At 42.3% G+C, this 24,258-nt stretch carries 14 protein-coding genes; 3 read left to right on the top strand and 11 right to left on the bottom strand.

The window, feature by feature from the left end:
* Window positions 1-40: 40 nt before the first annotated feature.
* The 6 genes from FAM09_RS09165 to FAM09_RS09140 form a co-directional block, all read right to left on the bottom strand.
* Entirely contained in the window at window positions 41-6,667 is a 6,627-nt protein-coding gene (locus FAM09_RS09165) for a DNRLRE domain-containing protein (protein WP_136576798.1), read from the bottom strand.
* A 10-nt stretch (window positions 6,668-6,677) separates the two neighbouring features.
* Window positions 6,678-7,169 carry a hypothetical protein gene (locus tag FAM09_RS09160; protein ID WP_136576797.1) on the bottom strand — a complete coding sequence of 164 codons (492 nt, stop codon included), beginning with the start codon at window positions 7,167-7,169 and terminating at the stop codon, window positions 6,678-6,680.
* Window positions 7,170-7,181: 12 nt separating this feature from the next.
* The gene (locus FAM09_RS09155) at window positions 7,182-8,276 is read right to left on the bottom strand and encodes a hypothetical protein (RefSeq protein ID WP_136576796.1); all 1,095 of its coding nucleotides are present in this window, start codon (window positions 8,274-8,276) and stop codon (window positions 7,182-7,184) included.
* Between the two features lie 12 nt (window positions 8,277-8,288).
* On the bottom strand, window positions 8,289-10,688 hold the full coding sequence (locus FAM09_RS09150) for a hypothetical protein (protein WP_136576795.1): 2,400 nt from the start codon (window positions 10,686-10,688) through the stop codon (window positions 8,289-8,291).
* A 510-nt stretch (window positions 10,689-11,198) separates the two neighbouring features.
* Entirely contained in the window at window positions 11,199-12,884 is a 1,686-nt protein-coding gene (locus FAM09_RS09145) for a hypothetical protein (RefSeq protein WP_136576794.1), read from the bottom strand.
* A gap of 336 nt (window positions 12,885-13,220) precedes the next feature.
* Entirely contained in the window at window positions 13,221-13,703 is a 483-nt protein-coding gene (locus tag FAM09_RS09140) for a hypothetical protein (RefSeq protein WP_166437075.1), read from the bottom strand.
* A 376-nt stretch (window positions 13,704-14,079) separates the two neighbouring features.
* On the opposite strand from FAM09_RS09140, the gene FAM09_RS09135 reads away from it, so the two are divergent.
* The gene (locus FAM09_RS09135) at window positions 14,080-14,901 is read left to right on the top strand and encodes a glutaminyl-peptide cyclotransferase (RefSeq protein WP_136576792.1); all 822 of its coding nucleotides are present in this window, start codon (window positions 14,080-14,082) and stop codon (window positions 14,899-14,901) included.
* Window positions 14,902-14,955: 54 nt separating this feature from the next.
* Here the strand turns inward: FAM09_RS09135 and FAM09_RS09130 are convergent, their stop codons facing one another.
* The 4 genes from FAM09_RS09130 to FAM09_RS09115 all read right to left on the bottom strand — a co-directional run bounded on the left by FAM09_RS09130 (window position 14,956) and on the right by FAM09_RS09115 (window position 21,603).
* Window positions 14,956-15,855, bottom strand: a complete 900-nt coding sequence (locus FAM09_RS09130; RefSeq protein ID WP_136576791.1) for a class I SAM-dependent methyltransferase — start codon at window positions 15,853-15,855, stop codon at window positions 14,956-14,958.
* A 55-nt stretch (window positions 15,856-15,910) separates the two neighbouring features.
* On the bottom strand, window positions 15,911-16,585 hold the full coding sequence (locus FAM09_RS09125; protein WP_136576790.1) for a hypothetical protein: 675 nt from the start codon (window positions 16,583-16,585) through the stop codon (window positions 15,911-15,913).
* 166 nt (window positions 16,586-16,751) lie between these two features.
* Window positions 16,752-18,404, bottom strand: a complete 1,653-nt coding sequence (locus FAM09_RS09120) for a hypothetical protein (RefSeq protein WP_136576789.1) — start codon at window positions 18,402-18,404, stop codon at window positions 16,752-16,754.
* A 172-nt stretch (window positions 18,405-18,576) separates the two neighbouring features.
* Window positions 18,577-21,603 carry a tetratricopeptide repeat protein gene (locus tag FAM09_RS09115; RefSeq protein ID WP_136576788.1) on the bottom strand — a complete coding sequence of 1,009 codons (3,027 nt, stop codon included), beginning with the start codon at window positions 21,601-21,603 and terminating at the stop codon, window positions 18,577-18,579.
* Between the two features lie 171 nt (window positions 21,604-21,774).
* Between FAM09_RS09115 and FAM09_RS09110 the strand changes: the two genes are divergently transcribed.
* Window positions 21,775-22,182 (top strand): DoxX family protein, encoded by a 408-nt coding sequence (locus tag FAM09_RS09110; protein ID WP_136576787.1) that lies wholly within the window; start codon window positions 21,775-21,777, stop codon window positions 22,180-22,182.
* Between the two features lie 98 nt (window positions 22,183-22,280).
* Window positions 22,281-22,694, top strand: a complete 414-nt coding sequence (locus FAM09_RS09105) for an acyl-CoA thioesterase (protein WP_136576786.1) — start codon at window positions 22,281-22,283, stop codon at window positions 22,692-22,694.
* Between the two features lie 99 nt (window positions 22,695-22,793).
* Here the strand turns inward: FAM09_RS09105 and dacB are convergent, their stop codons facing one another.
* Window positions 22,794-24,206: a D-alanyl-D-alanine carboxypeptidase/D-alanyl-D-alanine endopeptidase gene (dacB, locus tag FAM09_RS09100; RefSeq protein WP_136576785.1), complete on the bottom strand. Its 1,413-nt coding sequence runs from the start codon at window positions 24,204-24,206 to the stop codon at window positions 22,794-22,796.
* Window positions 24,207-24,258: the final 52 nt, after the last annotated feature.

Here is a 24,258-nt window from a genome sequence, read left to right as displayed (position 1 = left end):
CGGTTATAAACAAATAGATAAACGATATTACAGGCAACAGCTATGGACGCTTTCTGAATGACTGCCTGTTTTCCTTTATGGTCATCACTCCTCTTTCCGTTTCCTTTTTTACACGAACAGGCGTACCCTCATCGTCATACTCATAGAAAGTGGCAAAATTGTTTTCATCCAATTGCGCCATTAAACGCATGTTACGATCGTCGTACACAAATGAGCTCATATTGCCTTCGTAAGGAAAAATGCGCACATCATCAATGTGAATGGCGCCACCTGGCACTAATTGAAGGTTAAAGGAAGCACCCGCTGTAAACACAAGTTCCAAGCGTTTCCATTCTTCTACAACCGGAACAACTTTACTACTTACTCCCTGGTCCTGGCCATTGATGGAAACTGTTAGATTATTGATCTTATTCTGGGTCTTTACGCCGTCGTGCACCCACATACTTAGTATGTATTGCTTCCCTGGTACCGGTGCAAATCCTTTTGCCAGTTCATTGGTTGCCAGCGTAGGCTCGCCATTGGGACCATTAAATGCATAGGGCTTAATAGCAGGTGGCGCTGCATTGCCTGCCTGTTTTGTAATGCTTACCGAGCCCGTTGACAGCAGCCAGCTATATCTACCGCTGTGCACAATATCAGTAGCTAAACAATTACCGAAAAGGCACCAGTTGCTGCCTGAATTGGCTAGCCCCCAATCAAAATGGCGTTTTATTGGGCATACCTGCGTCAAATTACTTTGAAGCGTGAAATTGTAATCTTCAAAACCATCAAAAGCTATTTCATTATGCCGTGCATTGGTGGCTACAGCTATAGCGGCCGATTCGCGGTAACCATATAAAGCCGTACTATACCTGAAAGGATTGGTTATCGCATCTATATTACCCTGGCGGTCGCGGTTAATAGGGATAACGCTTTCCACTTCATTTCCTTTACCATCATAATAAACCGATTTGGTTGCCCATACCCAACGTTCGGTAACAGGTGGATTATCTACCTGCACGTTGCTATGCAATAGAGGTGCGGCCGGGAATTCCCAGAAAGGATTGAATGCCGTATAAGCGCCGGAGTTCCGGATATTCGTTCCACCAGGCAGGTTGGGCGCTCCTGTTTTTTGTTCCCGGTCAACCATGTAAACAAAGCTTTGCTTTGGCCGCCAGTTACCTAAAACACCCTTGACATAGGGATTTACTACCTGGTCAATCGGATCACCGCATGCATCATACTTGTAACAAACTTTCAATTCAGGTTTGTAAAAACCGTGCATTCCAGGCGCGCCATAAAAGTTAATATGTCCACTATTTCCATTGATCATGCTAAGCCTGACACTAAACTGAGGTATATCCCTTGTGGAATACCACTCCTTAAACATAGCAGTAATATTAGTTTCAATGTAACCTGAAGAACTGATAGCTGGTAATGTAACTACGGTACTCGCAGCAACAGGCGGCTGGTTTTGCCAGGTAGCCTGTCCCTGATTACAGTCAAGTACCTGCTTTACCCGTTCAAGCTTTGACGTATTTGATGATCCACTCCAGTCAGTTGCATAAAGCCTTAAAACGACTGACTCTATCTGGGCGTTGGCCGGAATACTGGATACCGTATTAAAGTTTAAATAACTCCGGCTTTCCGCACCGCTTATTGAGCTTGCCTTAAAAAGGCTACTGCATTCTGTTGAAGATTGGCTGTGCACTGTATAATGGCCTGGCTCTCCTTGTGGAGCATAAATACCGGGAGGACAATACATAACCAATTGATCAGGTACTGGCACACTCCATTCATTACTATACAACACAGCCTTGGCATCCAGTATTTTATTGGCCACACTGAATTGCAGGCTTCTGCCAGTACCCGTTTGCACCACCGGGTTATTCATACAAACTATACTACCTACACCGGCACCGGTTTGGTTCCTTCTACCCGATCGTAATAAATAAAATTTTCCGATAGCAGTAATGAAACCTCCCTCTTCGTTTATAAACCGTAAAGAACCATCAACTGTTGACTTAATAACCCAGCCTTTACGCGTATAATCTTCGGATATCAGTTCATCGCCTGAAACAAGATATTGCTCATATGCTGCGGGAACCTTGCCATCTGTTCCGGTAATAAAGTTTGTAAATACAGCGCCGATATTCTTATACGCAGCCCCCATTCCTTCATGCCCTTCTGCCCAATACGCCGGATAATTAAAGGCATAGGTATAATCATTGAACTCATTTTGAGTGCGCGTTAATAAAACATTCCCGGTTTCACCATCCCATAACAGATTTTCTGAAGTAATAGAAGAACCGTTTTTCTCCGTACGAACCTTTTTAAGGATGCCGTATTTATGTATGACCTTTACAAATGAAATAGAATTGTAGGCATGCCTGGTAACATTATAGCCAAAATTACCAGCTCCAAAGAACATTGGTATAGGTATGGGAGATGGTATAATAAATTTGCCCACGTAAATACCCACACCAACACCAAAGCTTTCATCGGTACTTTCCCTAGCATCCGTTACCAGGTCCACATCCATTCCTAATAATTCAGGTTCTATTTTCCATCCTTCCTCCGGCTTTAAAATATCCACTTCATTTTTTAGCGCCTTCGTCTCAGCCTGCTCATCCTCCACATTATAAAAATATTCCGTTGATGAAAGTTTACCGCCGCCCATATCAAACACCTTCATCGATTTGGGCTTACCGTGCATATCGTTTACCTCCACTTTAAACCCCTGAGAAGTGACTACCTTTTTAACAGAGGTGCAGGTAAACAATTTTAGTAAAATATTATTTTCATATGTAAATGGCTCCAGCGGCAGGTTATCAACCAGCGTAGGGAAATCCTTTGCTGTATAAAATTCAGCTTCAATGTAACCGGAAAACTTCTCCAACGCGCCGCCCTGGGCATATGTATCGCCAAAATTGGTAACAGTAACTTTACTATAACCTACTGAAGCAGCCGGAAACCAGGTTTCGCAGAAAGGCCGTTCAACAAAGTGCAATTTATCCGGCGCCCAGTGAACTTTCTCTGTATACGGTATGGGTTCATGAAAAGGGTTTTCTTCATTACCTATCTGTGGTTCGTAGGCCGCAACTCCCGTTGAAATGGGCAATCCGCCTGCATCTTTAACTGTATACTCATACAATTGACCATACCTGGCTGTTTTACCGGTTTGATGTGACATTTCGTGCCAGGCGTCTTCAAAAGTTATTTTTCTTACCCGGGCGCCGCCGCCTATTTTGTTATAATAAGGATTACACAACCTGATCATGCTTTTACTCAGATCGATCCTGTTTGCAAAGCCTTTTTTACTTGCCGACTTTTCAAATGGCTCTATAAATTCCTTCATATTCACAACTGCCTGGATCAATGATTTGATAGCACCCTGTGAAAACGAAACATCGGAGTTGTCATAATTATCATAAGCAAATTGTGGCAATTCTGATCTCATCATTTGCCAGGCAGCTTTAGACACCGGACTGTATTTATTACTGCTCAATTTTTTAAACGCAATAAATGCGGTTGTGCTATTGATTAACTGACAGGCTGCAGGGTCAATCTCTGCATACCCCTGTACATATTCATAACGGTTCTGGTTATTCAGGTCTGTATAAATCTTATAATAAAGATTGTTAGGCATTAATCCATCCGGCCCTTTTAAATACCTTTTCCTGAATTCATCATCATTGCTCACCTGCTCCGGTAGTTCCACGGTAAAACCGTTTGCCCCTACCATCCCTGAGTTATTGGTAGTGCCATTGCCAACACCTTTAATAAAACACATTTGCATGGCCCGCCGGTTCTGCACATACCCATAATCATCGGCCTCATATTCTATATTTATGGTACTTCCGGTTGGTGTAATGATCTTATTTAATTGCCACATGGAAGCAAACAGGTCATCCAACGTACGTTCATTATAATCCAGGGCTGTATTTCCATCATCGTTTTTCTGAATAACATAAGGAAACTCAGAGTTATTCATTTTACCATCGGTGGCTGAGCTACCCGTTAAACGATTATACCAGGTTGGCTTATAAGTACCCCAACGGTCAGCCTGGCGCATGGCATACTCGTTGTTTACCTCCGGAGCATTCTGTGATTGATCGTACGGATAGGGGTTAGGGGCAGGCAGTGTGCTCCCAAACACATCTGTCACTTTTCGCATATCGTATGAGAACTCATAAGGATTGGATTGCCCTCTTGTGTTATTGCCAAACGTAAAATATACTTTCTTTAAAGTGAGTTTACCTTTTTTGAAATTAACATTAATAGCAGGGTTCGCTATTTCGTTTGGGTTCGTTAAAAGCGTCCCGCTCTTATTAAATGGATCTCCTGAATTATTAGGCACATTCGGATGAATAGAATAATCATATTCAAAGTGAACGATCTTTATTGGAGTGGCATTATTTCCATTCTTTAACCAGTCGGCTTTTGAAAATAATTTTATCCGGTCAAGTTTTTTAAGCCTTACATTTTTGTTTTGCCCGCCATTTTCTCCCTTTACGCCTAAGCCATCTTCCCGGTTGGATGTTTCAAAAATGGCAATCATCGTTTTGCTTTCCACCGAGTTCAAATACCATAGCTCCTTGGTTCCACCCACATAACTTCCTTTATCGTCTTTAGGATCACTTACAAACCCTTCATTGAAGTTCGCCGTATTTTCAGCATACGGCGCCCGCCATTGAAAGCCAGTGGTGGTTTTTGTATAATTGAATTTATAGGCGGTGCCCAGGTCATCATCGGTAATACCATTCTCTGTTACATCTACATAATCGGGCGACAATACACCGGTAAGTAAATACGAAGTGGCATAGGCCGGCAGGTGCTCCCTTGAAAACAAATTGTCTCGCCCTTTATTATTGGATTTTGAATTTTCAACACCGGGGGTATATGTAATTAATCCCGTTTTCCGGGCTTTTTCCAGGTTATTGCCTTGTGGTCCCTCTACAGAGAAACTGGCTTCATATTGTCCTCTGTTATAAACAGGCACACCGTACACCATTCGCTTGCCGCCATCATCGGTAACTGTTATTTCGGAAATATGGTGTGCATTCTTTACCCCGGGTTCCATTCTTTCCGAAAGGTAGTCTGTTCTGTATTTCGCAGCCTGAAGCGCCGTGAGGTAGCTGATTGAAGTGGTACGGATCTCCCGCTTATTCTTTTTTAGTTCATTATTTCCAATTTGATCAAAGACTGGTTCGTGGCTTTTAAATGTCGTCCAGGCCATGGCGCCGGAGTAGTGATGATATTTTCCATTGGTAACAACCTGAACAGTTTTATCTTTTCGGGCTAAATCATAATACGCCTCATCTACTTTTGTAAGCTCTCCTGTTTGCTTAAAGTGCACCGGCTCAGCATCTGGTTTTGAAGCATCGAATTCCGGTTCTCCATTATGATGTAAGAAGGCATTATTCTGAACCCATTTTCCTGTTTTAGCTTCCCCCTCCAGGTAATTAACCCGTCCACCGGTTTGTAATAAATTCCCCACCCCAACCGTTAAACCAAGCGTTGTATTATTGGTACTATTACTAAATGCTTTATCGAATACAAGATAATTGCCATTGAAATAAGGTCTGAATTGCAGCGAACCTGCCTGACCTGTGGCGGTAAAGAGATCATGGGTGGCCACCGGAACTGGTATGCCCGGTGTTCCCGGAACATAAATGCCATCTTTCTCCCGGTTGAAATCAATGAGTGCATTCGTGTTCCGCCTGCCATTGGTATAATGCATATACCCAAATGCAGGTGCATATATTGTTTTCTCTAAAATTTTTTCATGGTATGTATACCCATTTCCTCCTAAACCAAAATAGCCACCAAATACTTTGGGCCCTATGTCAAAACTGAAAGTAAACCCTGAGTTCCTGGTATTGGTATGAAATGATGGGGTATATGTTTGTCCAAAATATTTAACAGCGTTGAAATCAAGATTTACTGCATCCATGGAATTATCACTGGTCGCGAAAGAGGCTCCAAGAGAAATCTGCTTCAATCCCGACCGGGTATTATAGGTCAAAGACCCATTAAAAGAGTTGGTGGCTACCTCTGCACCATGGTCATCATGTTGCCCTAGTGATAGAGAAGGTGTAAATGATGCACCTTCCCTGTTATCTGAAGAAAAATCAAGACCAAGATTCAATGCACTCGTTTGATTTTTTGATAATTGATTACTTAAACTAAGCCCCACTTCAGCGCCCACCCCGTAATAGTTATCTTTATATACGCCTACTTTAATGCTGGGCTTAGCTATTTCCCAGCCAAAAAAAGATGGCTTCAGGATTATATTCCCCCCAATCTTTTTAAACTCTTTCCGGGTGTAGTCTTTTTTAATCTTTTCACCATTAAAATCATCGGGCAGCCCGCGAAGTGTTCTATTGATTGCCCCGGGGTTAAAACTCCACCCAAAACCTACCCAACTGGCTTCATCTTCCATGCCCTCTCCCGACCCATAAGACAAATTAAGCGGATAGCCGCCCACGTCAACTAATGGAATGTTATATTTAAAGTTACCGGTAAACAGGTCAACCATTTCGCTATCACCTGCCGGCTTGAACTTCTGCATCTCCGGTTGCGCAGGTCCGGATGTTAACGCATACGCCATCCCGGGATATACGGTTTCTATTCCAAAAATGATCAGGAAGAACCAGGCTGTATATTTTTTAGTTCTGTTACGCATTTCTCTTAACCTATTTTAAATGGGGATTTAAAGCTATAATCTGTTGTTGCCAGCCGCCGAACGAATCATTATATACCAATGCATCCGGACGCTTACCGGCTGGTAATTCAAATACCAGTATTCCTTCTTTATTCGTTTTATTCAGGCCCGTAACCGGCTGAAAAAAGACAGGAGCTATAGAGTCGCTGTCCACAACTGCTTTCCAGTCGCCAGCCATCCTGAAATCATAATAAACATTTCTTTCCTGCTCATACTTTTTATCACCCTGCACACTGTCTTCAAATCCTATTTTATAAGCAATAAATACTTCGCTGCTATCGGCCTTCATTACCTGCCGGCTATCCGCTCTGTCAACATACAATGTTGATCCGTTTTTGTGCACTTCGGCCAAATGTCTTATTGCCGGTATTGTTTTTGCCGCCGGCTGCTGGCAGGCCTGCACATATAGCAGTACAAGCACCGCACTTAAATACGGCAATCCACACCTGATCTCTATTCTCATACTTAATAATGATTATGGTTCAATATCCTTATCCTGGTAAATAAAACGCACCTCTATATTCGGTTCATTGAATGGATGCACTTTCAACAAATATTGCTTTCCGGGTTCCAGCTCCATTTCCGTAAGATCAATATCCACTTTGTTAAGCCCCTGCGTCAACAATACTTCCGGGCAATCCTTCAGCTTTTTCATTCCTTTTCCAATATCGTATATGGCATAGCTTAAGCGCTTGATGCTGTAATTATTCCTGAAAGAAAACTTCAGAGCCCTGTTAGCGATATAATAATTTCCATTTACCAACAGCTTTAACTCCCGGTAACTATCCGTTGGCATTTGCTTCCCGGGTTCAGTACATTGAACAGTAAACTCCCAGATCTCAGACCTCGACATCACTACATTACTCTGGTAAGCAATTACCTGCCACACATAAGTCTTTCCTTCTTTCAAATCAGGATGCCCGGAAGGATAGTTTATACTGGTAGTAGTTATATTATCAAGTAATAATAAGGGAGCGTTCACCAGCAGATTCTCCACTCCTTCCCCTTCTCTTTTTTCAGTCAATAACAACCTAAACCGCATGGATGAAGAAAAGGGTATGGGCGGTTGCCAGCTTAATACCGGTCGCTTTTGACAAATTTTATCACCATCAGCCGGATAGATAAGCGCCAGGGGCACCAGGGGTTGTATCTCGGCATCAAAGCAATTTTCATAATCATCAGACCCCTTATCGGCATTTATAAATTGATAGCAAAAAGCATATTGACCGGGTGGAATTTTTTTTGTTTGATTTGTAATGTTCGCATACGCATTGGAGGAAAATTTAAAAAGACTACCGGAAAATACGTTCCTGGGGAAACTAACCGTTCCCGGCTGAATATTGGTTACCGGCGTAGTGATCGTAACAACGGGTGTTTTACTTACAGTTTCCTGCACAGTAATTACCACCTGTCCCCGTAAAGCAGCACCTGTTAAGTTTTGAACCTGGAATGAGCCAAGCCCATCAACAGTCCTTCCATAGATCTCGGGCTGAAAGAAGAAAACAAATTGTGCATATGTTCCCGGGCACACAAAGAATAATCCTGTTATTATTAAATATATCAATTTCATAACCCGCTTCGTTTAAAAATTTAAGTGCATACCGGCTGTTATAAATAGCTGATTGGCCAACTCAGGCCGGGTGATATCCACTGCTTTTTTATATGTAAGATCTACATCTATATTTAACCATTCTTTCAGGGTAGCACTCGCCTGTTGTTTAATGCCTGCCTGTTTATTCCATCCCACATTGTCGTAATACCCTATGCTATTACCCAGCCTGATAGTTTTGGCTACCTGGTAAGAGTAGTTGGCTTCTGCAGTAAACAGAGAGGTATTGAACAGGTAATCCTTATTATCAGAACGGTTCAGCAGGAAGGTTATCGATAATGGATTCCGGTTAAGCGCAATGGAAGATGTATGCATCAATAAAACCGACCTGCTCTTGTAATTCTCATCCAGCAACATAGGTATGTTCATTTGCTGGTGACTTATGGTAACATTATTTGTTACTTTCCTTCCTGCAACTCGTACGCTGTAGGCTCCATCTGCCTGAATACGCGTGTTACCGCCCTTGCTTTCTCCGGCAGCCAAAAGCCTGGAATCATAAGAAGTATGTTGCCAGGTCAATCCTACCCGGTTGTTCCGGTTGATCCGGTAATTCAATTGCAGTTTATTATTGATCGATCTGTTAGTATACCTTTTCAAAGGATCAAAGTCGCGCTTGCTGAAATCAATATTGTATTTTACGGTCATTTGCTTTACCACTTTTCTAACAACACCAAAACCCACTTTTGTTTCTCCTGACCGCAACAACACATTACCAGGATTGTTATACCCAAGCCCTACCTTTTTTATAAATACAGTCACATCGCTATTCAATATTTCGCCTTTGTAATCTACCATGGCGGCATAGTTCGATTTGCCATCACCGCCCAATAAATTATTATACGCATTGGTTTTATACGCCTGGCTGTCTGGCGACATGTTATTGCTATAAGAACCGAATGATTTTGAAACATCCAGCACTATTTTATGTTTGGGCGCCACTTCAAATCCGGAATGAAATGAAATAGTAGCATCGCGCCGCTGAGGCACTGCCATGTACGCAGATTGAAGCGGGTTATCACCGGCGCCTAACTGCGGGAAATCTTTAAAGTCGAAAAAGTTAACGGCTATAAACTGCTGTGAAGCGCTGCCTGAGCCAGTGCCCAGTTTGAATCCTGTCATACTGGAATACTCGTTGGTAACACCGCTTGTTAAACCCGCCTGTAACCAGTTGTTGATATTATTATTCCTTCCATAAATAAATCCACCGCTTACCTTCTTATTTTTGAATTCAGTGTTTACACCGCTATTGATAACATTTTGCAATGAAAAATCTCCGTCTTTTACCGCATTCTGTCCCAGGTCTACCTTTGTCATATTCATGAACAACCGCTGAATGGTGCTCAACTCCATATGTTCATCAACAATTTTATCGAGGTTTCCCGGCTGCTTTAAAAATGATTTATAACTGTCACGGGTAAAAGGCAGGTTCGACTTCAGTTGCTTTACCAGTTTATTATTTTCAAACTTGTCTTTATCCGATATTATTTTCTGGTATATCTTTTCAAGCAGCTCCACTCTTTTTTCATGCGCTTCGTTGCCGGCCATAGCAGAGTCTGCCATAGCGGCGGAATTTGCTTTTGCTTCAGCAAACAATTTGCTCCTTAATACGGAGCGATCATTCTTCGAGAGATCGGTAACTCCTTCAGGCAACGCCACAAAGGATTTGTATTTCTGAGCATATTCATTTTGCAATTCGGAGATCTCAGACCTTAATGCTTTTTCATAATTACTTTTTATTGCGTTGATCCGGTTCATCGTAAATGCAGTAAGCACATCAGGGTCCAGTTTATCAGCCACTTTACTTTGAATAGTTTGGATATACTTTTGGTGATCAAAATTGAACTTAAACAGTTTATTAAAAGAGGTGTAATCACTGGTATATACTCCATTCATCCCTCTGAAGGAAAAATTCACCGGCAATTGAAATAATGTAATACCGGTACTGAAGTCATAACTATACACACTACCCAAACTGTTTAAAGAACCCAATTCCATACCTGAGGTATCCTGTAAATAAGTATACTCAACAGAAGCGTTGACGCGCCCTGGTTTCACTATTTTTTTATCATCAAACAATGCCATCTTTGAAAGCAGTTGTTGTTGAATAGCCTTCGGCTCGCTTAAAAGGCTATTCAATTCACCTATCAACTCGCCCTTCTTTCCCTTCAGTGCTTTTAATGGTAATAAAGTATCTGTTGTGGGCAACTGCAGTTTGCCTTTGGCTTCTGCCAATTCGCGCTTTATTTCACTATTAACCTTCGATTTCAGGGAATCTGCCACCAAAGGTTTCTTCTCCTGCGAAAAAGCAGTTACAACAATACAATTTGCCAATAGTATAGTGCATGCAGTACCAAGTACTTGCCGTATAGACATAGAATTCATAGTTCGCGTTTGAAAATCAAAGCGGAAAACTTCAATATGGTATAGCCAAATTTTTAAGCCCTGGAAGAAACATCCGGTTTCAGGAGGGGATCGATTACTCGTAGATAAAACAGGTTATGAATGGCATTACACAAGGATTTAGGGTTACTCATAAGCGCTAAATGGTTGGTTATTGTAGGTGATTTTCGGGAAAAACTCGGAGACTAAAAATAGTCTGTTATAATTAACGCACCAAAATATTTAATACTCGTGCAGTTTTAACCGATAAGTGTGCAGTTTCGGCAAATAAGCGTGCAACATAAAAACTGCAAGCCCCGATTTACTTCCATTATTTTAAGATCATTCAAATAGCAAGACCGCTTCATATTAAATCAATTTCACATAATAAAATATAGCCAAAAATAACTGTGGGTACGACAAATAAAAACGCCTGTAAGCTTGTTACAGGCGTGATGATCGACAACAAAAGGCACTACGACTTACAATTTGAAACTGTTCTATTTATTTACCATTCATTTTTTTCTCGAGCGTCTCAATTTTTTGTTGTTGCGCTTCCAGTTGTTTTTGTTGCTGGATGATATATAAAGTAAGCTCTTCTATTTTTTTCAGAAGAACAACCTGGTTATCACCCACATCAAGTCCTTCTTTTTTTACCTCAGCAGCAGAGGGCACATCGGGCAGGTGTTTTTCTTTTTGTATATATTGTTCAACTTCCTTTATAGAACGCAATTGGTAATTATTTTCAAAAACGTAGTCAGCCCAGGTATCCTGGTCAACCCGCACTTTACGGGTGCGGATATTGCCTTCTACATATAATTTGTAGCCGGTACCGGTAATGTTTGTGGTACCGATGCCCACATTGCCATTGACACCTATGCGCATACGTTCTATACTATTAGTAATAATCGGAAGATCATAATTGCTGGTAGTTCCCAGCGTAGACGAAGCTGCAACGGCATTACCGCCAAAGGCCCAGCCGGCGGTACCAGAACCGGTAGCTGTTTGCCAGGTGGCATTTCCATTGGCATCGCTGGTTAATACTTTACCAACACCAGCCCCGGTAGGAAGAATAAGACCACTGGCCCACACCGAGCCATCTACCTGCAATCTGCTGCCATTATCAATAATACTTGCGATCAAAAAGTTACCCGAAGGCGCTACCCCTGCTGCATAGGCAGAACCGGATGAACCAGCCTGACGGACCATAAAGCGGATCGGCAAAATACTGCTGCGATCATCCAGGTACATGCCCCCACCCTGTTTGCTGGTATTATACATAGAACCTGGTTCAGGAAGATTGTGGCCTATAACGGAGTACCGGTCTGCACCGGAAGCATCGCCATACGATTTGATGCCCAAGGCGTTGCTGTAAACATTATCACCAAACTTTACCAATACTCCTGCCCCTATTGATCCCATAAAAGATCCACTGCCAGCTACCTGTAATTTGCTGTCAGGGTTGGTAATGCCAATACCTACGTTACCTGTTCCATGTATAGACATTACTTCAGTTGTACCCGCTTCATCTGATAAAAATGAAAACCGACTGTTTGATCCCGCTACAAAAAGCCTGAACTGCCCGGAACCTATTCCCATACCGGTGCGCAGGATCTGCCCATTATATTCACCTTCCCATATTGCCAGTTTTGAATTTGTGATACTACCACCTAATGACAATAATGTACCTGGAGTGGTTGTACCAATACCTACGTTACCCGAGGTAACCCGCAAGCCGCTACCTACAATATCAACATAACTTTTACCATAACTCTGGCCCGGGTCCAGCACAATACCAGTATTCCATGAGAGCCGTAATTGCTGATAATTGGGGGCTGTCCAGGAGCCGGCAGTGCGGTGTATACCGTATGCCGTTGGGCCAGGATTGTACCAGGTAATGCCAATAGGGTCGTTATTCTCATCAACATTGACAAAACTTAATCGGGCCCCGGCATCATTGGTACCGATCCCGATATTCCCATTATTCTTTATGTTGAAATATTTAGTGCCATTCTTATGAAAAAACAGATCGTAATCTCCCACGTTAATGCTGGTAGTCTGCAATAAACTACCACCAAGTTGTACAGTGGTTGAATTGGGAGCAGTTAATCCATTTTCGGCTGTAGTGATCTGGGCGGTACTATTAATGACGATCAATAATAGTACAGGGAATAAAAAAGGGAGTTTCATGTTGGGTTTAAATAAGTTTTGGTTGAGTGAAATGACTATATGACAACCAAAAATAATTTGTCTGCCATTCATAGGTCAAAAAAACTAATATTCGTGTAGTTTTAGCCGATAAGCGTGTTGATTTGGGAGATAGGCGTGTAAAACCCAATTGATCTTTGATTTGCAGTTCGACCAGCTGTTCCTGGCATTCAACCTGGCAGGGTTTACTTCCAAACTATATGCATTTTCATGAACTGTTGCCAGTGACGCATAATAAAATCGCCATTGACGATGTCAACGGCTAAATTTACCTCCATCTAATTTATTCTACTTATTTTAAGTGTAATTCTAATGCAGCTACCATGTAAAAAAAGTTGCCATTTTACTAATGATATCAGCTACATTCTTTTCATTCAAAACTTGCTTTTCAAATTCCGCGTTACCGTTGTAATTTAACGCAGGAATTATATTCTGTTTAAGCTCATCTTCAGACCAGGTTGCAATAACAGAATTTGGGAATACAAATTCATCAAATTTCAGATCAAAAACCCGTCCCAAAGAGTCTATCAGAATATCATCGTTCTCCAAAGGATACCCAACAAAATCAATATCACCAATCAAGTGTTCCAATCGAATGAATCCCCTACATTCAACTCCTTTTAACCATTCATAATATATCAAAGGAAAAACAGGAGCCGGGCAATTGGGTGGAAGATTCCACATTGAAGCAATTATATCAGGAGTTGTATATTTAGGTTCCATATTTACATTAAAAGTATTGCTATTTAATACGATCAGAAAAAGAAAAGCCTGTCTAATTTCAAACATATAACTCAGCATGCAAGACCTATTGTTTGAATGACGGCCTGCCTCACTCGTAATACTTAATAGTTCGTTTGCTGTGCAGTCTGTATGTTTCCATTGCAATCGTATATATATCGATCGGCTAAACAAAAAAGCTGAAATGCAATGGTCATTGTTCGGAATGCAAGACTTATAGTTCACAAAGCAGTATATATAGTTCGATGGGATCGCTCACTTCATAAAACTTTATTTCTTTCATTTACTCTTTTACTTATGCTAACAGCACTTTGGGGCCATTATACAAAATTTACACGGTACAAGTCCCCCATTTCCCAATAAATTCAAAAATTAATTATTCATGTAGCTTTGCTTATCTTTCCACCCGTATTTTTGATCGCATAGACCATTTATTATGAAGAAAGTATTTTTTGCAGCTATTGTACTATTGGCCACGCTGGCAGCCTGTAATGAGGCTGGCACCTCCAACCCTGACGATACTTCAAAGAACGTAACTGCTGCACCGCCGGCTATTCAATATGCTGTGGTCAATAAATACCCGCACGATACTTCTTATTTTACCGAAGGACTGGAATTCTATAAAGGGCAGCTTTTTGAAAGCTCAGGCGGAAATGCCGATGAAAGCCCCTACCCTTCTGAACTGGGGATCAGCGATCTGAAAACCGGTAAAGTGACCACGAAGGTGCGGCTGGATAAAACAAAATACTTTGGGGAAGGCATTACCTTTTTTAACGATAAGCTGTACCAGCTCACCTGGACAAGCCAGGTTGGGTTTGTATATGACGCCAATACATTTAAAAAAATAAATGAATTTAAGCTGCCATCCAAAGAAGGCTGGGGTTTAACGCACGACTCTGCCTCCCTGATCATGAGCGATGGCACCAGCAACCTGTATTACCTGACGCCCGATTCCCTCAAATTGCAGAATATCCTTCGCGTAACCGATAACAACGGTCCGGTAGCAAATATCAACGAGCTGGAATATATCAACGGCTACATCTACGCCAACCAGTGGGAAACGGCTTATATTCTGAAAATTGACCCGGCCACGGGCAAAGTTATTGGCAGAATAGACCTGGAGAATTTGCAAAAAGAAGCCTCTTCACTGCGTCCCGGAGCCGATGTATTAAATGGTATTGCATACGACAGCGCTACCGGCAAAATGCTTGTTACCGGGAAAAGATGGCCGTTCATTTATGAGATCAAAATACAGTAGAATAAAAAAGGATACCCCTGTAACCTGCAACTTGAAACCTGCAACTACATCTCCTTATTTCCCGATCACGTAGATCAACGAACTACATTGATCTTTGTGAAACAGCGTGTTCAAATTAGAAAGAGAGCCCATAATGCCGCCTTTCAATACGCTTTCTTTACCGGTCTTGTGCTTTTCACTTAACATGCTCACATAAAAACTATCATACCACATAGGTTTTATGGTCCTCAATTTCATTCCATGTTTTTCAATCAGTAAGCGCATAGATTCCGGTGAGAAATGATACAGATGGCGGGGCACATCATACGCGGCCCAATGCTCCTTGTACTTAGCAGCATCGTAGCTGGTATAATTTGGAACGGCAATGAACAAGGCGCCTTGCGGACGTAACAATTCTTTCAGCCGGTCCATATATTCATGCAGCAGATGCACATGTTCCAGTACATGCCACATGGTTATGATATCAAAACTCCCTAAAGTGGGATCGAAAAATTTTTCGGAAGGATAAACGAATAATCCATACTGCTTCACGGCATTTTTACGGGCTGTTTCACTGGGTTCCACCCCTTCTACCAACCAGCCATGTTGTCGCATATGATCCATAAACGAGCCAATGCCACATCCCACATCCAGTAAACGGGGCATGCTTTCGGCATTGCAATACGACTGTACTAATTTTCTTTTACTTTTCAAATTACGTGTACGTACCCGAAGGTATAACCTATTTACCAGACCTTTACTGGTATTGCTGTGAGAAATATAATTTTCCGACTGATAATATGCGGCTATATCATCCTGTTGGGGCACATCCTGTGTAAATCGAATGGTACAACGGCCACACTCCCAAATCTCAAACGTTTTTTGCGAAACCGTGTAATCCTTTGATGCCAAAATAGGGCGAATGTCCGATGAATCGCAGGCCGGGCAAGTAGTATAATGTATAGGTGATGACATCAGGTATTTATGACCTGCAAAGAAAAGAAAAATCAGATTGTTTATTGGAAAAATATCAGGGCGCTGCGTTGATCGGTTGTTGATTTCCTGCAGCGGATGTCACAAAACCACTTTTATACACCCTGAAAAAGATAACACTTAAAGCCAGGGCGGCTATTACCAATGCAAATATCCACCACCCTCTTTTTTTGGGCGGTTCCTCATAATAATCAGGCGGCATTTCATCACCAGAAGTAACATTACTGTCTGATTCATTGGATACATAATCAGTATTTGAGATCTTACGGGTCACTTCCTGGTCGCCCACCAGCATGGTATGTTGTGAGTGGGAATGAATAACGCGGTTGGCAGGCGTAGGCTCCTGCAGGCTGGGGATACGTCCTGCCGATTCAAATATAATTTCTCCTGATATGTCCTTTTTTAACGATCCAATTCCAGCCCATTCAACCACCTGCCCTTCGCGCAATTTGCTACGAAGTTCATATGCCCATTCATTATACCATTTAATGGCTTCATAATCGGCAATGTTCTGTTGTTTCGCCAGATAGGTGAAAAAATCTTTATCGGGAGCGTCGAAATATTTATCAAAACGGAAATGATAATCAGGAGGCAGAATACGACGGTTCACAAAATCAGTCTGCGCCGGGATGCGCTCAATATACATTGACCCCAACCCCGGTATACTGATGCTCTTATGTTGAAGCAAGTAACTTACCAGCACATTATTCATAATATTCCGTTGTTTACTTGTGCAAAGAACAAAAATTTTCCGGTAATGAAAACATAAACTCCGTAAAACCTTTTTCCCCAAGCCAGGCTAGTAGTGAGTGGTTAGTGATAAGCAGGGCGGCTCCTTATGGAATCCCCTACTAGCTACTTTCTTCTAGCTACTGGCTTTATTTGGTATTAAACGAATAAGTTATGCCGCCCAGTATACTAAATCCAAAAACCTGGTACTGGTTCCAGCGCTGGTATTGATCATTTAACAAATTATTAAGCTGCATCCACAGATTAAAGTTTTTTGTAATCCTGAATTCTGCCCCTGCATTCAGGTCAAAGGCATTATCTCCTCTAAAGCTGTCCCCGTTCTTGGCCTTAAATCTGGGCTTGGTCCATGTCCACAATTCACTATACAGGAACAGGTCTTTCAGCAACTGCCACCGGATGGCGGCATTCAGTTCTATAGGAATTAACCCATAGGCGTCTTTTTCCTGCTCAAGATTGAAATAATTATTTAATGTGACGCCCGCCGTTGCGCTGAACTGCTCGCCAATGGTATACCCTATTTCGCTGTGCAATTGCAGGTCATTCATCTTGGGTTCGTACAGTACATTGAAAGTATTACCGTATAGCGTGTCATTTACAAACAACGGCATGTTATGATAGGTTACTATACCCAGTTTGGCAGAATATGTGAAATGGTCGCCCAAGGATCCTTTTATTCCCCCATACAGGTCGATCGCCCGGGTATTCACAAGTGAATCTGGTTGCGCCAGCCAGGGATTAATGGATGCAAACCGCTGGTAAGATCCTTTGTTGTAATATCCTACCCAGCCCAATTGCAGGGTGAATTTTTTGTCGTTGGTGGTAATGTCGGCCATAATGTTGGGCAACATGTGGAATTTCTTCTGGTCCCACGATGGCAGTATACCAGCATGCAAATACAGGTTATTCGTCTTGAATGCTACGGCAGTAGCCACCTGGTACAGGTTATTCTGGATCGATTTTTTATCGCTTTTGTCGCCATACTTATAATTGGTGAGGTCGGCCGTTGCGCCCAGGTTAAATGAGAATTTTTCCCCAAATGTCTTTTCCAATGGCAGGCTCACCACCGTATTGGTCTCACTTCCTTTTGGATCATGATTGTCGCCAAAACCACTCACCCGGATACTGGGATGGTAATTGAGCCCAAACTCTGTTGGACTAATATTCCTGAAATCAACTTTTGCTTCAATGGTCTGAAACCGTTGCTTCAGGTCGTCTTTACTGAATTTTAAGGTATCGGGTCTATATCCGTATAAATAATAATCGTCGCTGCGGAAACCTAAACTACCGTTCCATTCCAGGTTCTTACTGGTTTTATAAGTGGCTGCTGCACCAACACTGGTCTGGCTGTTCTTCTGAAATTCCAACTCGCCCTTCGACGTGTAGTGATTGGCGAAAATATTAAAGAAGGTTCGCTGACCATCGCCAAAGCTAAACCCAGCTTTTACAAATGGCTGATGAACGTTACCAATACCCGCTTTTATATAATTACTGTATTGCCAGGCGTTCATGGAGTCAACTTTCAGCGCCACGGGGTGCACGCCTGCTGGTTGATAGGTAAAAAATAAGTTTTGCGCTGGTATATTATAAGTAAGCCTGGGCCTGGTTGTATCAACGGCCGGCTCGGTGGCATTGAAATTAATTTTTGCTGCTTCCCGTAATACCGGTTTGAAAGTAGAGGTTACATCAATGGTTTTTCCTTTGTTGGGCTCCTGTGCCTGTACCATGGTGGCACCTAATAAGCAACCACTGAAAAGGAAAAGAGTTATACTTGATTTATTCATCTGATAACTGTGTTCTTTATGAATGTTGAGATCGTGAATCGGAAAACTTCAATTTAATAATGTCGAATATCGAATGTCCAATGTAGAATGTCGAAATGAAATGCAGAAATCATAATAGAGGGAACTGCACTTACTTCAACATTCGATGTTCTTCGGTTCAATATTCGATATTCTACCCTCCTACCTTACTATTCTTCCTCTCCTCCTCTTGTGTTTGTTTTAACTTCCTGTCCGCTTCCTGGCGCAGGTCTTCCAGCTTGGCATTGTCTACAATGCTTTGGAAAGTGGCTTTGGCATTGAAATAATCCTTTTGCTTCAGGTATATATCACCCAATAATAAATAGGCCCTGGTAACCCAGTTTTCGTACGAACCTGATTTATTCACCACTTCAAAAGCTGCTTTTTCTGCATCGCTCATGCGGTCCTGCACAAAGAAGCAACGGGCAATTTCATAACGGGCTTCTGCGCCGTAGGCCGATTTATTCAATGAAACTACCTGCCTGTAATAACTGATGGCCTGGTCGCACTGGTTGGCCGTTTGGAAAGATTTGGCAATAGCCATATTGGCTATCACTTTATCATCGGAACCAATCCCTTTTTGATTCAACAGGTCTTTGGCATTGGTAACCGCATCGCTCCATTTTTGTAACTGGAACTGGCTTCGCAGCAACCCGCGCATAGCCTCCAGTTTATTTTCCTGTGAGCTGGCAAACTCTTTCAGTTTGATGAAGTACTTTTCCGACTTCTCATAATTTTTCAGCTCAAAGAAGTTCAACCGCGCGGCATTCAGCAATGCTTTCTCACCAAATTTATTAGGCACCAGGTCACTCAGCTTCTCATATCCTTCGGCCGCTTTTGCCCAGTCTTTCTGGTTATAAAAAATTTCACTTTTATAGTACAACGCTTCGAGCGAAAATTTGCCATCAGGAAAACGGGTAAGATATTCCTCAAATTTTTTAGCTGCTACGGGGAAATTCCCATTATTGAATTGTACTTCGGCCTGCTGGTACATCAGCTCATCTTCCTGGTTGCTGGTAATTTCCTTACCCATTGACCGGGCAAAGGCTACGTACTCGCTGGTTTTACCTTGCTCAACATATATAATACGCGCATTTTCCAATGCGGCCTCTGCTTCTGTTGAATTAGGGAATTGTTGCAGAACGGCGGTGTATTGTTTCAGCGCTTCATTGTCATTATTCAGATTGTAATAGGCGATACCCATTTTAAGATACGCCTTGGGCTTAAGTGATGAAACCGGATCGTTGATCACATTCTTCAAATAAGGAATGGCTTCGCGAAATTGCTCGCTGGCAATATAGGTCATGGCCACTTCCATATTGGCATCGGCCGATAAATCAGATTGCGGGTAGCGGCGTGAAATGCTGGCAAGCAAACTGATCTTCTCTTTGTCATTGCTTACCCCGGTGATCATGGCCTTTTGAAAGGTAGCATAGTCGCCTGCCGCCCAGGAATAGCCGATCACTTTATCGTACATCGCCATCGCTTTCTTAAAATCGCGGTTCATATAGTAGCAGTCGGCGCTCCGCACATAGGCGTCCTGCTCAAGCGGGGTGGCGTTGATCTTGGGGTTGGTAACCACCTTCTCAAAAAATCCCAGCGCCTGGTTATAATTTTCTCTTTTCAAAAAACAATAGCCAAGGCTGTATTGGGCATTAACAGGATTTATTTCTATATATGAAACCGGCCGTTTCAGGTATTCAAAAAAATACCGGATGGCATCATCCACTTTATTTAACCGGTAAGCGATCTCCCCTTTCCAAAAGTTTATCTGCGGTAGAACCGAGGTATTATTTGCATCAGACTCTGCTTTGTTCAGCAGGTCATTGGCGGTTACCAGCATACCATCGTTAATTAATTCGGTAGCCCGGCCATATAATACCACCGGGTATAACCGCCTGGCATTGGGAGAGGGCGTTTTTACACTTTCCAACAAGGCCAATGCGTCTTTATAGTTGTTGGTGCTGGCCAGCATATTCACCAGCAGTTCCTTTGCTTCGTTGTTGTATTCAGATTGCGGATATTTATTTAAAAATTCCTGCAATTCCGACAGGGCTACGTCCTGGTAACCGAGTTCGTATGAGAGTTTGGCGTAATTATATTGTGAAACTTCCTGCTGTTTCTGATTGCTGCTGTTGCGGGCGCACATTAAGAAGGCATTGCGCGCATTCGCTTTTTGACCCGTTCTTAAATAGGAATCACCCAGCAGGTACATGGCGTTCTGGGCCAGCGAATCTTCTTTACCACTTATTTGTTTAAACCCTTCAATCGCTTTATTCCAGTTTTTACCTTCATAATAACAATACGACAATTCATAAATATCCTCGCGCTTTACGCTATCGGCTTTGCTAACATATGTTTCCAGGTAAGGCAGGGCTTTGCTGAATTGCTTTTTTTCGAAATAGGCATGCCCAACCATCTGGCGCATCTGCGCATCATAATACAGGTTGCCTCTTTTCAGTTTTGCTTCGGCATATTCCAGCGCCTTTTCTTTTTGGTTGAGTGAATATTGAATACCAGCTATATAAAAAGGCACTACTTTGCCATAGTTGGGGTGATCTTCCACAACGGCGAAAGCATCCAACGCCTCTTTGTATTTCTTTTCGTAGAAACAAATAAAACCGTAGTAGTAATTGGCATCGGCATAATTGGGGTCACTCTTCATTTGCCGGATGGCATCGAACATCGGTTTGGCCTTATCGAATTGCTTTAAGGTAAAGTATACATAACCAAGATGGAATTTCATATCGGCTATTTCGCGATTGCTCAGGTTGCCGATCTTAACGGTTTCGTATAAAGAGGCCGCCTGGGCCAGGTCGTCCTTACGGAAATAATATTCTGCCAAATGAAAGCTCATCATTTGCACCCGGGGCGCATTGTCTTCCAGTTCAATAAAAGAACGCGCCTTTAACACCGCCCCTGCTTCATTTTGCTTAAGCGCGCAAACAGTAGAGTAATACTTTACTTCCTGGTAATTAATGGCCTGGTTGCTGCGGTCAATAGCCGTTTGCTGTAATTGCAGGTCTTTCAATAAAGGATATGCCAGACTGTATTGTTCCCGTTGATAGAATTCTTTGGCTTGTTTGAATGTTGCCTGAGGGTCGGTTATTACACGGGTTTGCTGAGCATAGGAAAAATGAAAAAGACCTAAAAGGGTTATGAAGGCTGTCGTATATTTCATTCCAGTGTCCTTAAGGTGATAGGTAAAACGAGGTAAAGATTCTAAATATTTTACCTTAAACCAATTATCGTTCCAAACAGATGTGGATAAGTGGCAGGATTAACAAATCTTTTTAATACTAAATGTGAAAAAGCAAATACCCGTATTTTTGACCCACCTAAAAACGAACTCATGAAAAGACTACTGAGCACCGCTTGTTCTGAAACCTCCTTTAACATCGCCGTATTGGTGATACGGGTTACTTTTGGATCAATGCTCCTGATCAATCATGGAATTGATAAACTAAAGCATTTTGCCGAGAAACAAAACAGCTTCCCCGACCCGTTACACATGGGTCATATGCCATCGCTGATGCTGGCGCTGTTCGCAGAAGTGTTTTGCACCGTCTTTATAGTTCTTGGACTATTTACCCGCATCATGGCCATCCCGGTTGTGATCACCTTTGCGGTAATTGTTTTCCTGGTTAACAAAGGATATGCAGGGAACGCGGAAATGGGCGTTCTTTTCCTCGCCGGCTTTTTTAGCATATTGTTGATGGGCCCCGGGAAGTACAGTATCGATGGGGCCATGGGGAAATAATTTCAATATTGAATATTAAATAATGAACCGATGAATGATGAAGGGAAGCCCCTTTCATCATTCATTATTTAATATTCGACATTCAATATTTAGATATCATGTTCATATCCGAAACACAGATCCGTGTTCGTTATGCCGAGACCGACCAGATGAATGTAGTATACTATGGTAATTATGCCCAGTATTTCGAAGTAGGTCGCGCTGAATCTATTCGCCATTTAGGATTTACCTATAAAGACATGGAGGCGATGGGCGTTATTATGCCCGTTGTTGAAATGCATTGCAAATACTTACGTACAGCGCATTACGACGATCTGCTAACCATCAAAACAACCCTGAAAGAATTACCCGCCGATCATAAGATCGAATTTCACCACGAAGTATTTAACGAAAACAAAAAACTGTTAACGGTTGGCCGCGTGGTATTATATTTTGTTACCGCCAATGGAATGCAGAAGACCACTATGCCTGTTGAGTTGTATGAAAAATTAAAACCATTCTTTAGTTTGTAGTTTGTAGCTTGTGGTTTGTCGTTAAGGCTCAAAATTGCTTAGAAACTCCGAATATCAGGTACAACCACAAACAACAAACCTCAAACCACAAACATTTTCCTACTTCAACAAATCCAACACTCTATACATTTTCTTAACTATTTCCCCGGCTGAACCTTCGTAATTGTTTACGATAATTGAAAAAACGTATTGTTTGCCATCTTTTGCTGTATGATAGCCTGCAAACGCACGCGCACCACCAATGGAACCGCTTTTCATTTTCATGCCATTGTATTCGGGCATGGCATTATAAAATGCATTGAACCAGGGACGCGTTCTGGCGTATTGCAACACTTTTACTTCCGCATGGGCGGTTACCCGGTTTTGCGGCGATAAACCACTGCCATCAAGTATATTGATGGCGCCTTTGTCAATGCCCCGCTCACTCCAGAAATTGCGTACCAGTTCAACACCTTTCTCCGTGGTGCCCCGGCCGGTCTTTTCATAAGCCAATGTTTTTATCAGGGCCTCTCCATACAGGTTAATGCTTTTGCGGAGGAACCAGTAATTAATGCTATCTATTGACGGCGACAAAAGCGTAATAATTGTTTTTTGCATTTCGGGCCAGCTATCATTATCAGCCATTGCCCGCGAAAAGAGCTTAAACCTGCCATTGAACGAAATTTCTTGTTTATTGAGGGCCTTTTCAAGCTTATAACAAAACAACATGGGAGCATTGGGAACAGCGCCGGATATTACATATGGTTGGCTGCCTAATGGTATAGTACCCTGGGTAAATCCGTCGCGTGCATAAGGAGATAGATAAATATAGGCATTATCGCCACTTCCCTTTTTTCCCGTTGTAATGTGGTTGATGAGATCATGCACGGTAGTTCCCTGGGGTGTAATTTTTACTATATCAGTTGTATCGCCTTCCTTTTTTCCCGCCTGCAGATGCAGGTCATACTGGTTTTCGTGCCAGTTGATGGCCCAGCAACCTGCGCCGTAATAATTGCCAATGTCGTCCCAGATCCAGCCGCCGGGTATCGGTTGAATGGAAAATGCCCCTTCATTCACCAGTACATCGCCGGAAATTTTTTTAATGTTATTTTTCTGAAGCGCCGTCATTATCTTCTCCAGCACAACCTCTTCTTTGGTATCGCCCCACCGCCAGCTACCCAACGTAGGATCTCCATACCCGTTAAGATGTAAGTTGCCATTTAATATCCCATGCTCAATATGCCCATCATATCCCAGCACGGTTTTATATCGATAGGCGCTTCCTAGTAACTCAAAGGAAGCAGCACTGGTAAACAATTTTTGCGTACTGGCAGCAGCCAGCCCAATATGCGCATTGTGTTCATACACCGTTTTACCGGTTTGTGCATCGGCCACATATAAACTAATAATGCCATGCCGTACCTGGTCATCTGCTTCAAACTGCCTGATGGCACTGGACAGTTTGGTTGTTATAGTTTGCGCGCTGGAGGTTTGTACATGTATAATCAGTAAGCAAATGAGTAGTTTATTCATGGGTTACAAGTTACAGGTTTCAGGTTACAGGGAAAACAGCACACTGATTTTT

This window comes from Niastella caeni (assembly GCF_004834005.1).
Taxonomy (GTDB): Bacteria; Bacteroidota; Bacteroidia; order Chitinophagales; family Chitinophagaceae; genus Niastella; species Niastella caeni.
This window is presented reverse-complemented; position numbering and strand designations above follow the sequence as displayed.

Excerpts from the sequence above, each read along its gene's own strand:
- FAM09_RS09165 (WP_136576798.1), bottom strand. The coding sequence starts at position 6,667 with ATGCGTAACAGAACTAAAAAATATACAGCCTGGTTCTTCCTGATCATT.
- FAM09_RS09155 (WP_136576796.1), bottom strand. The coding sequence starts at position 8,276 with ATGAAATTGATATATTTAATAATAACAGGATTATTCTTTGTGTGCCCG.
- dacB (WP_136576785.1), bottom strand. The coding sequence starts at position 24,206 with ATGAATAAACTACTCATTTGCTTACTGATTATACATGTACAAACCTCC.
- FAM09_RS09135 (WP_136576792.1), top strand. The coding sequence starts at position 14,080 with ATGAAGAAAGTATTTTTTGCAGCTATTGTACTATTGGCCACGCTGGCA.
- FAM09_RS09110 (WP_136576787.1), top strand. The coding sequence starts at position 21,775 with ATGAAAAGACTACTGAGCACCGCTTGTTCTGAAACCTCCTTTAACATC.
- FAM09_RS09150 (WP_136576795.1), bottom strand. The coding sequence starts at position 10,688 with ATGTCTATACGGCAAGTACTTGGTACTGCATGCACTATACTATTGGCA.
- FAM09_RS09140 (WP_166437075.1), bottom strand. The coding sequence starts at position 13,703 with ATGCTGAGTTATATGTTTGAAATTAGACAGGCTTTTCTTTTTCTGATC.
- FAM09_RS09130 (WP_136576791.1), bottom strand. The coding sequence starts at position 15,855 with ATGTCATCACCTATACATTATACTACTTGCCCGGCCTGCGATTCATCG.
- FAM09_RS09115 (WP_136576788.1), bottom strand. The coding sequence starts at position 21,603 with ATGAAATATACGACAGCCTTCATAACCCTTTTAGGTCTTTTTCATTTT.
- FAM09_RS09145 (WP_136576794.1), bottom strand. The coding sequence starts at position 12,884 with ATGAAACTCCCTTTTTTATTCCCTGTACTATTATTGATCGTCATTAAT.
- FAM09_RS09105 (WP_136576786.1), top strand. The coding sequence starts at position 22,281 with ATGTTCATATCCGAAACACAGATCCGTGTTCGTTATGCCGAGACCGAC.
- FAM09_RS09120 (WP_136576789.1), bottom strand. The coding sequence starts at position 18,404 with ATGAATAAATCAAGTATAACTCTTTTCCTTTTCAGTGGTTGCTTATTA.
- FAM09_RS09125 (WP_136576790.1), bottom strand. The coding sequence starts at position 16,585 with ATGAATAATGTGCTGGTAAGTTACTTGCTTCAACATAAGAGCATCAGT.
- FAM09_RS09160 (WP_136576797.1), bottom strand. The coding sequence starts at position 7,169 with ATGAGAATAGAGATCAGGTGTGGATTGCCGTATTTAAGTGCGGTGCTT.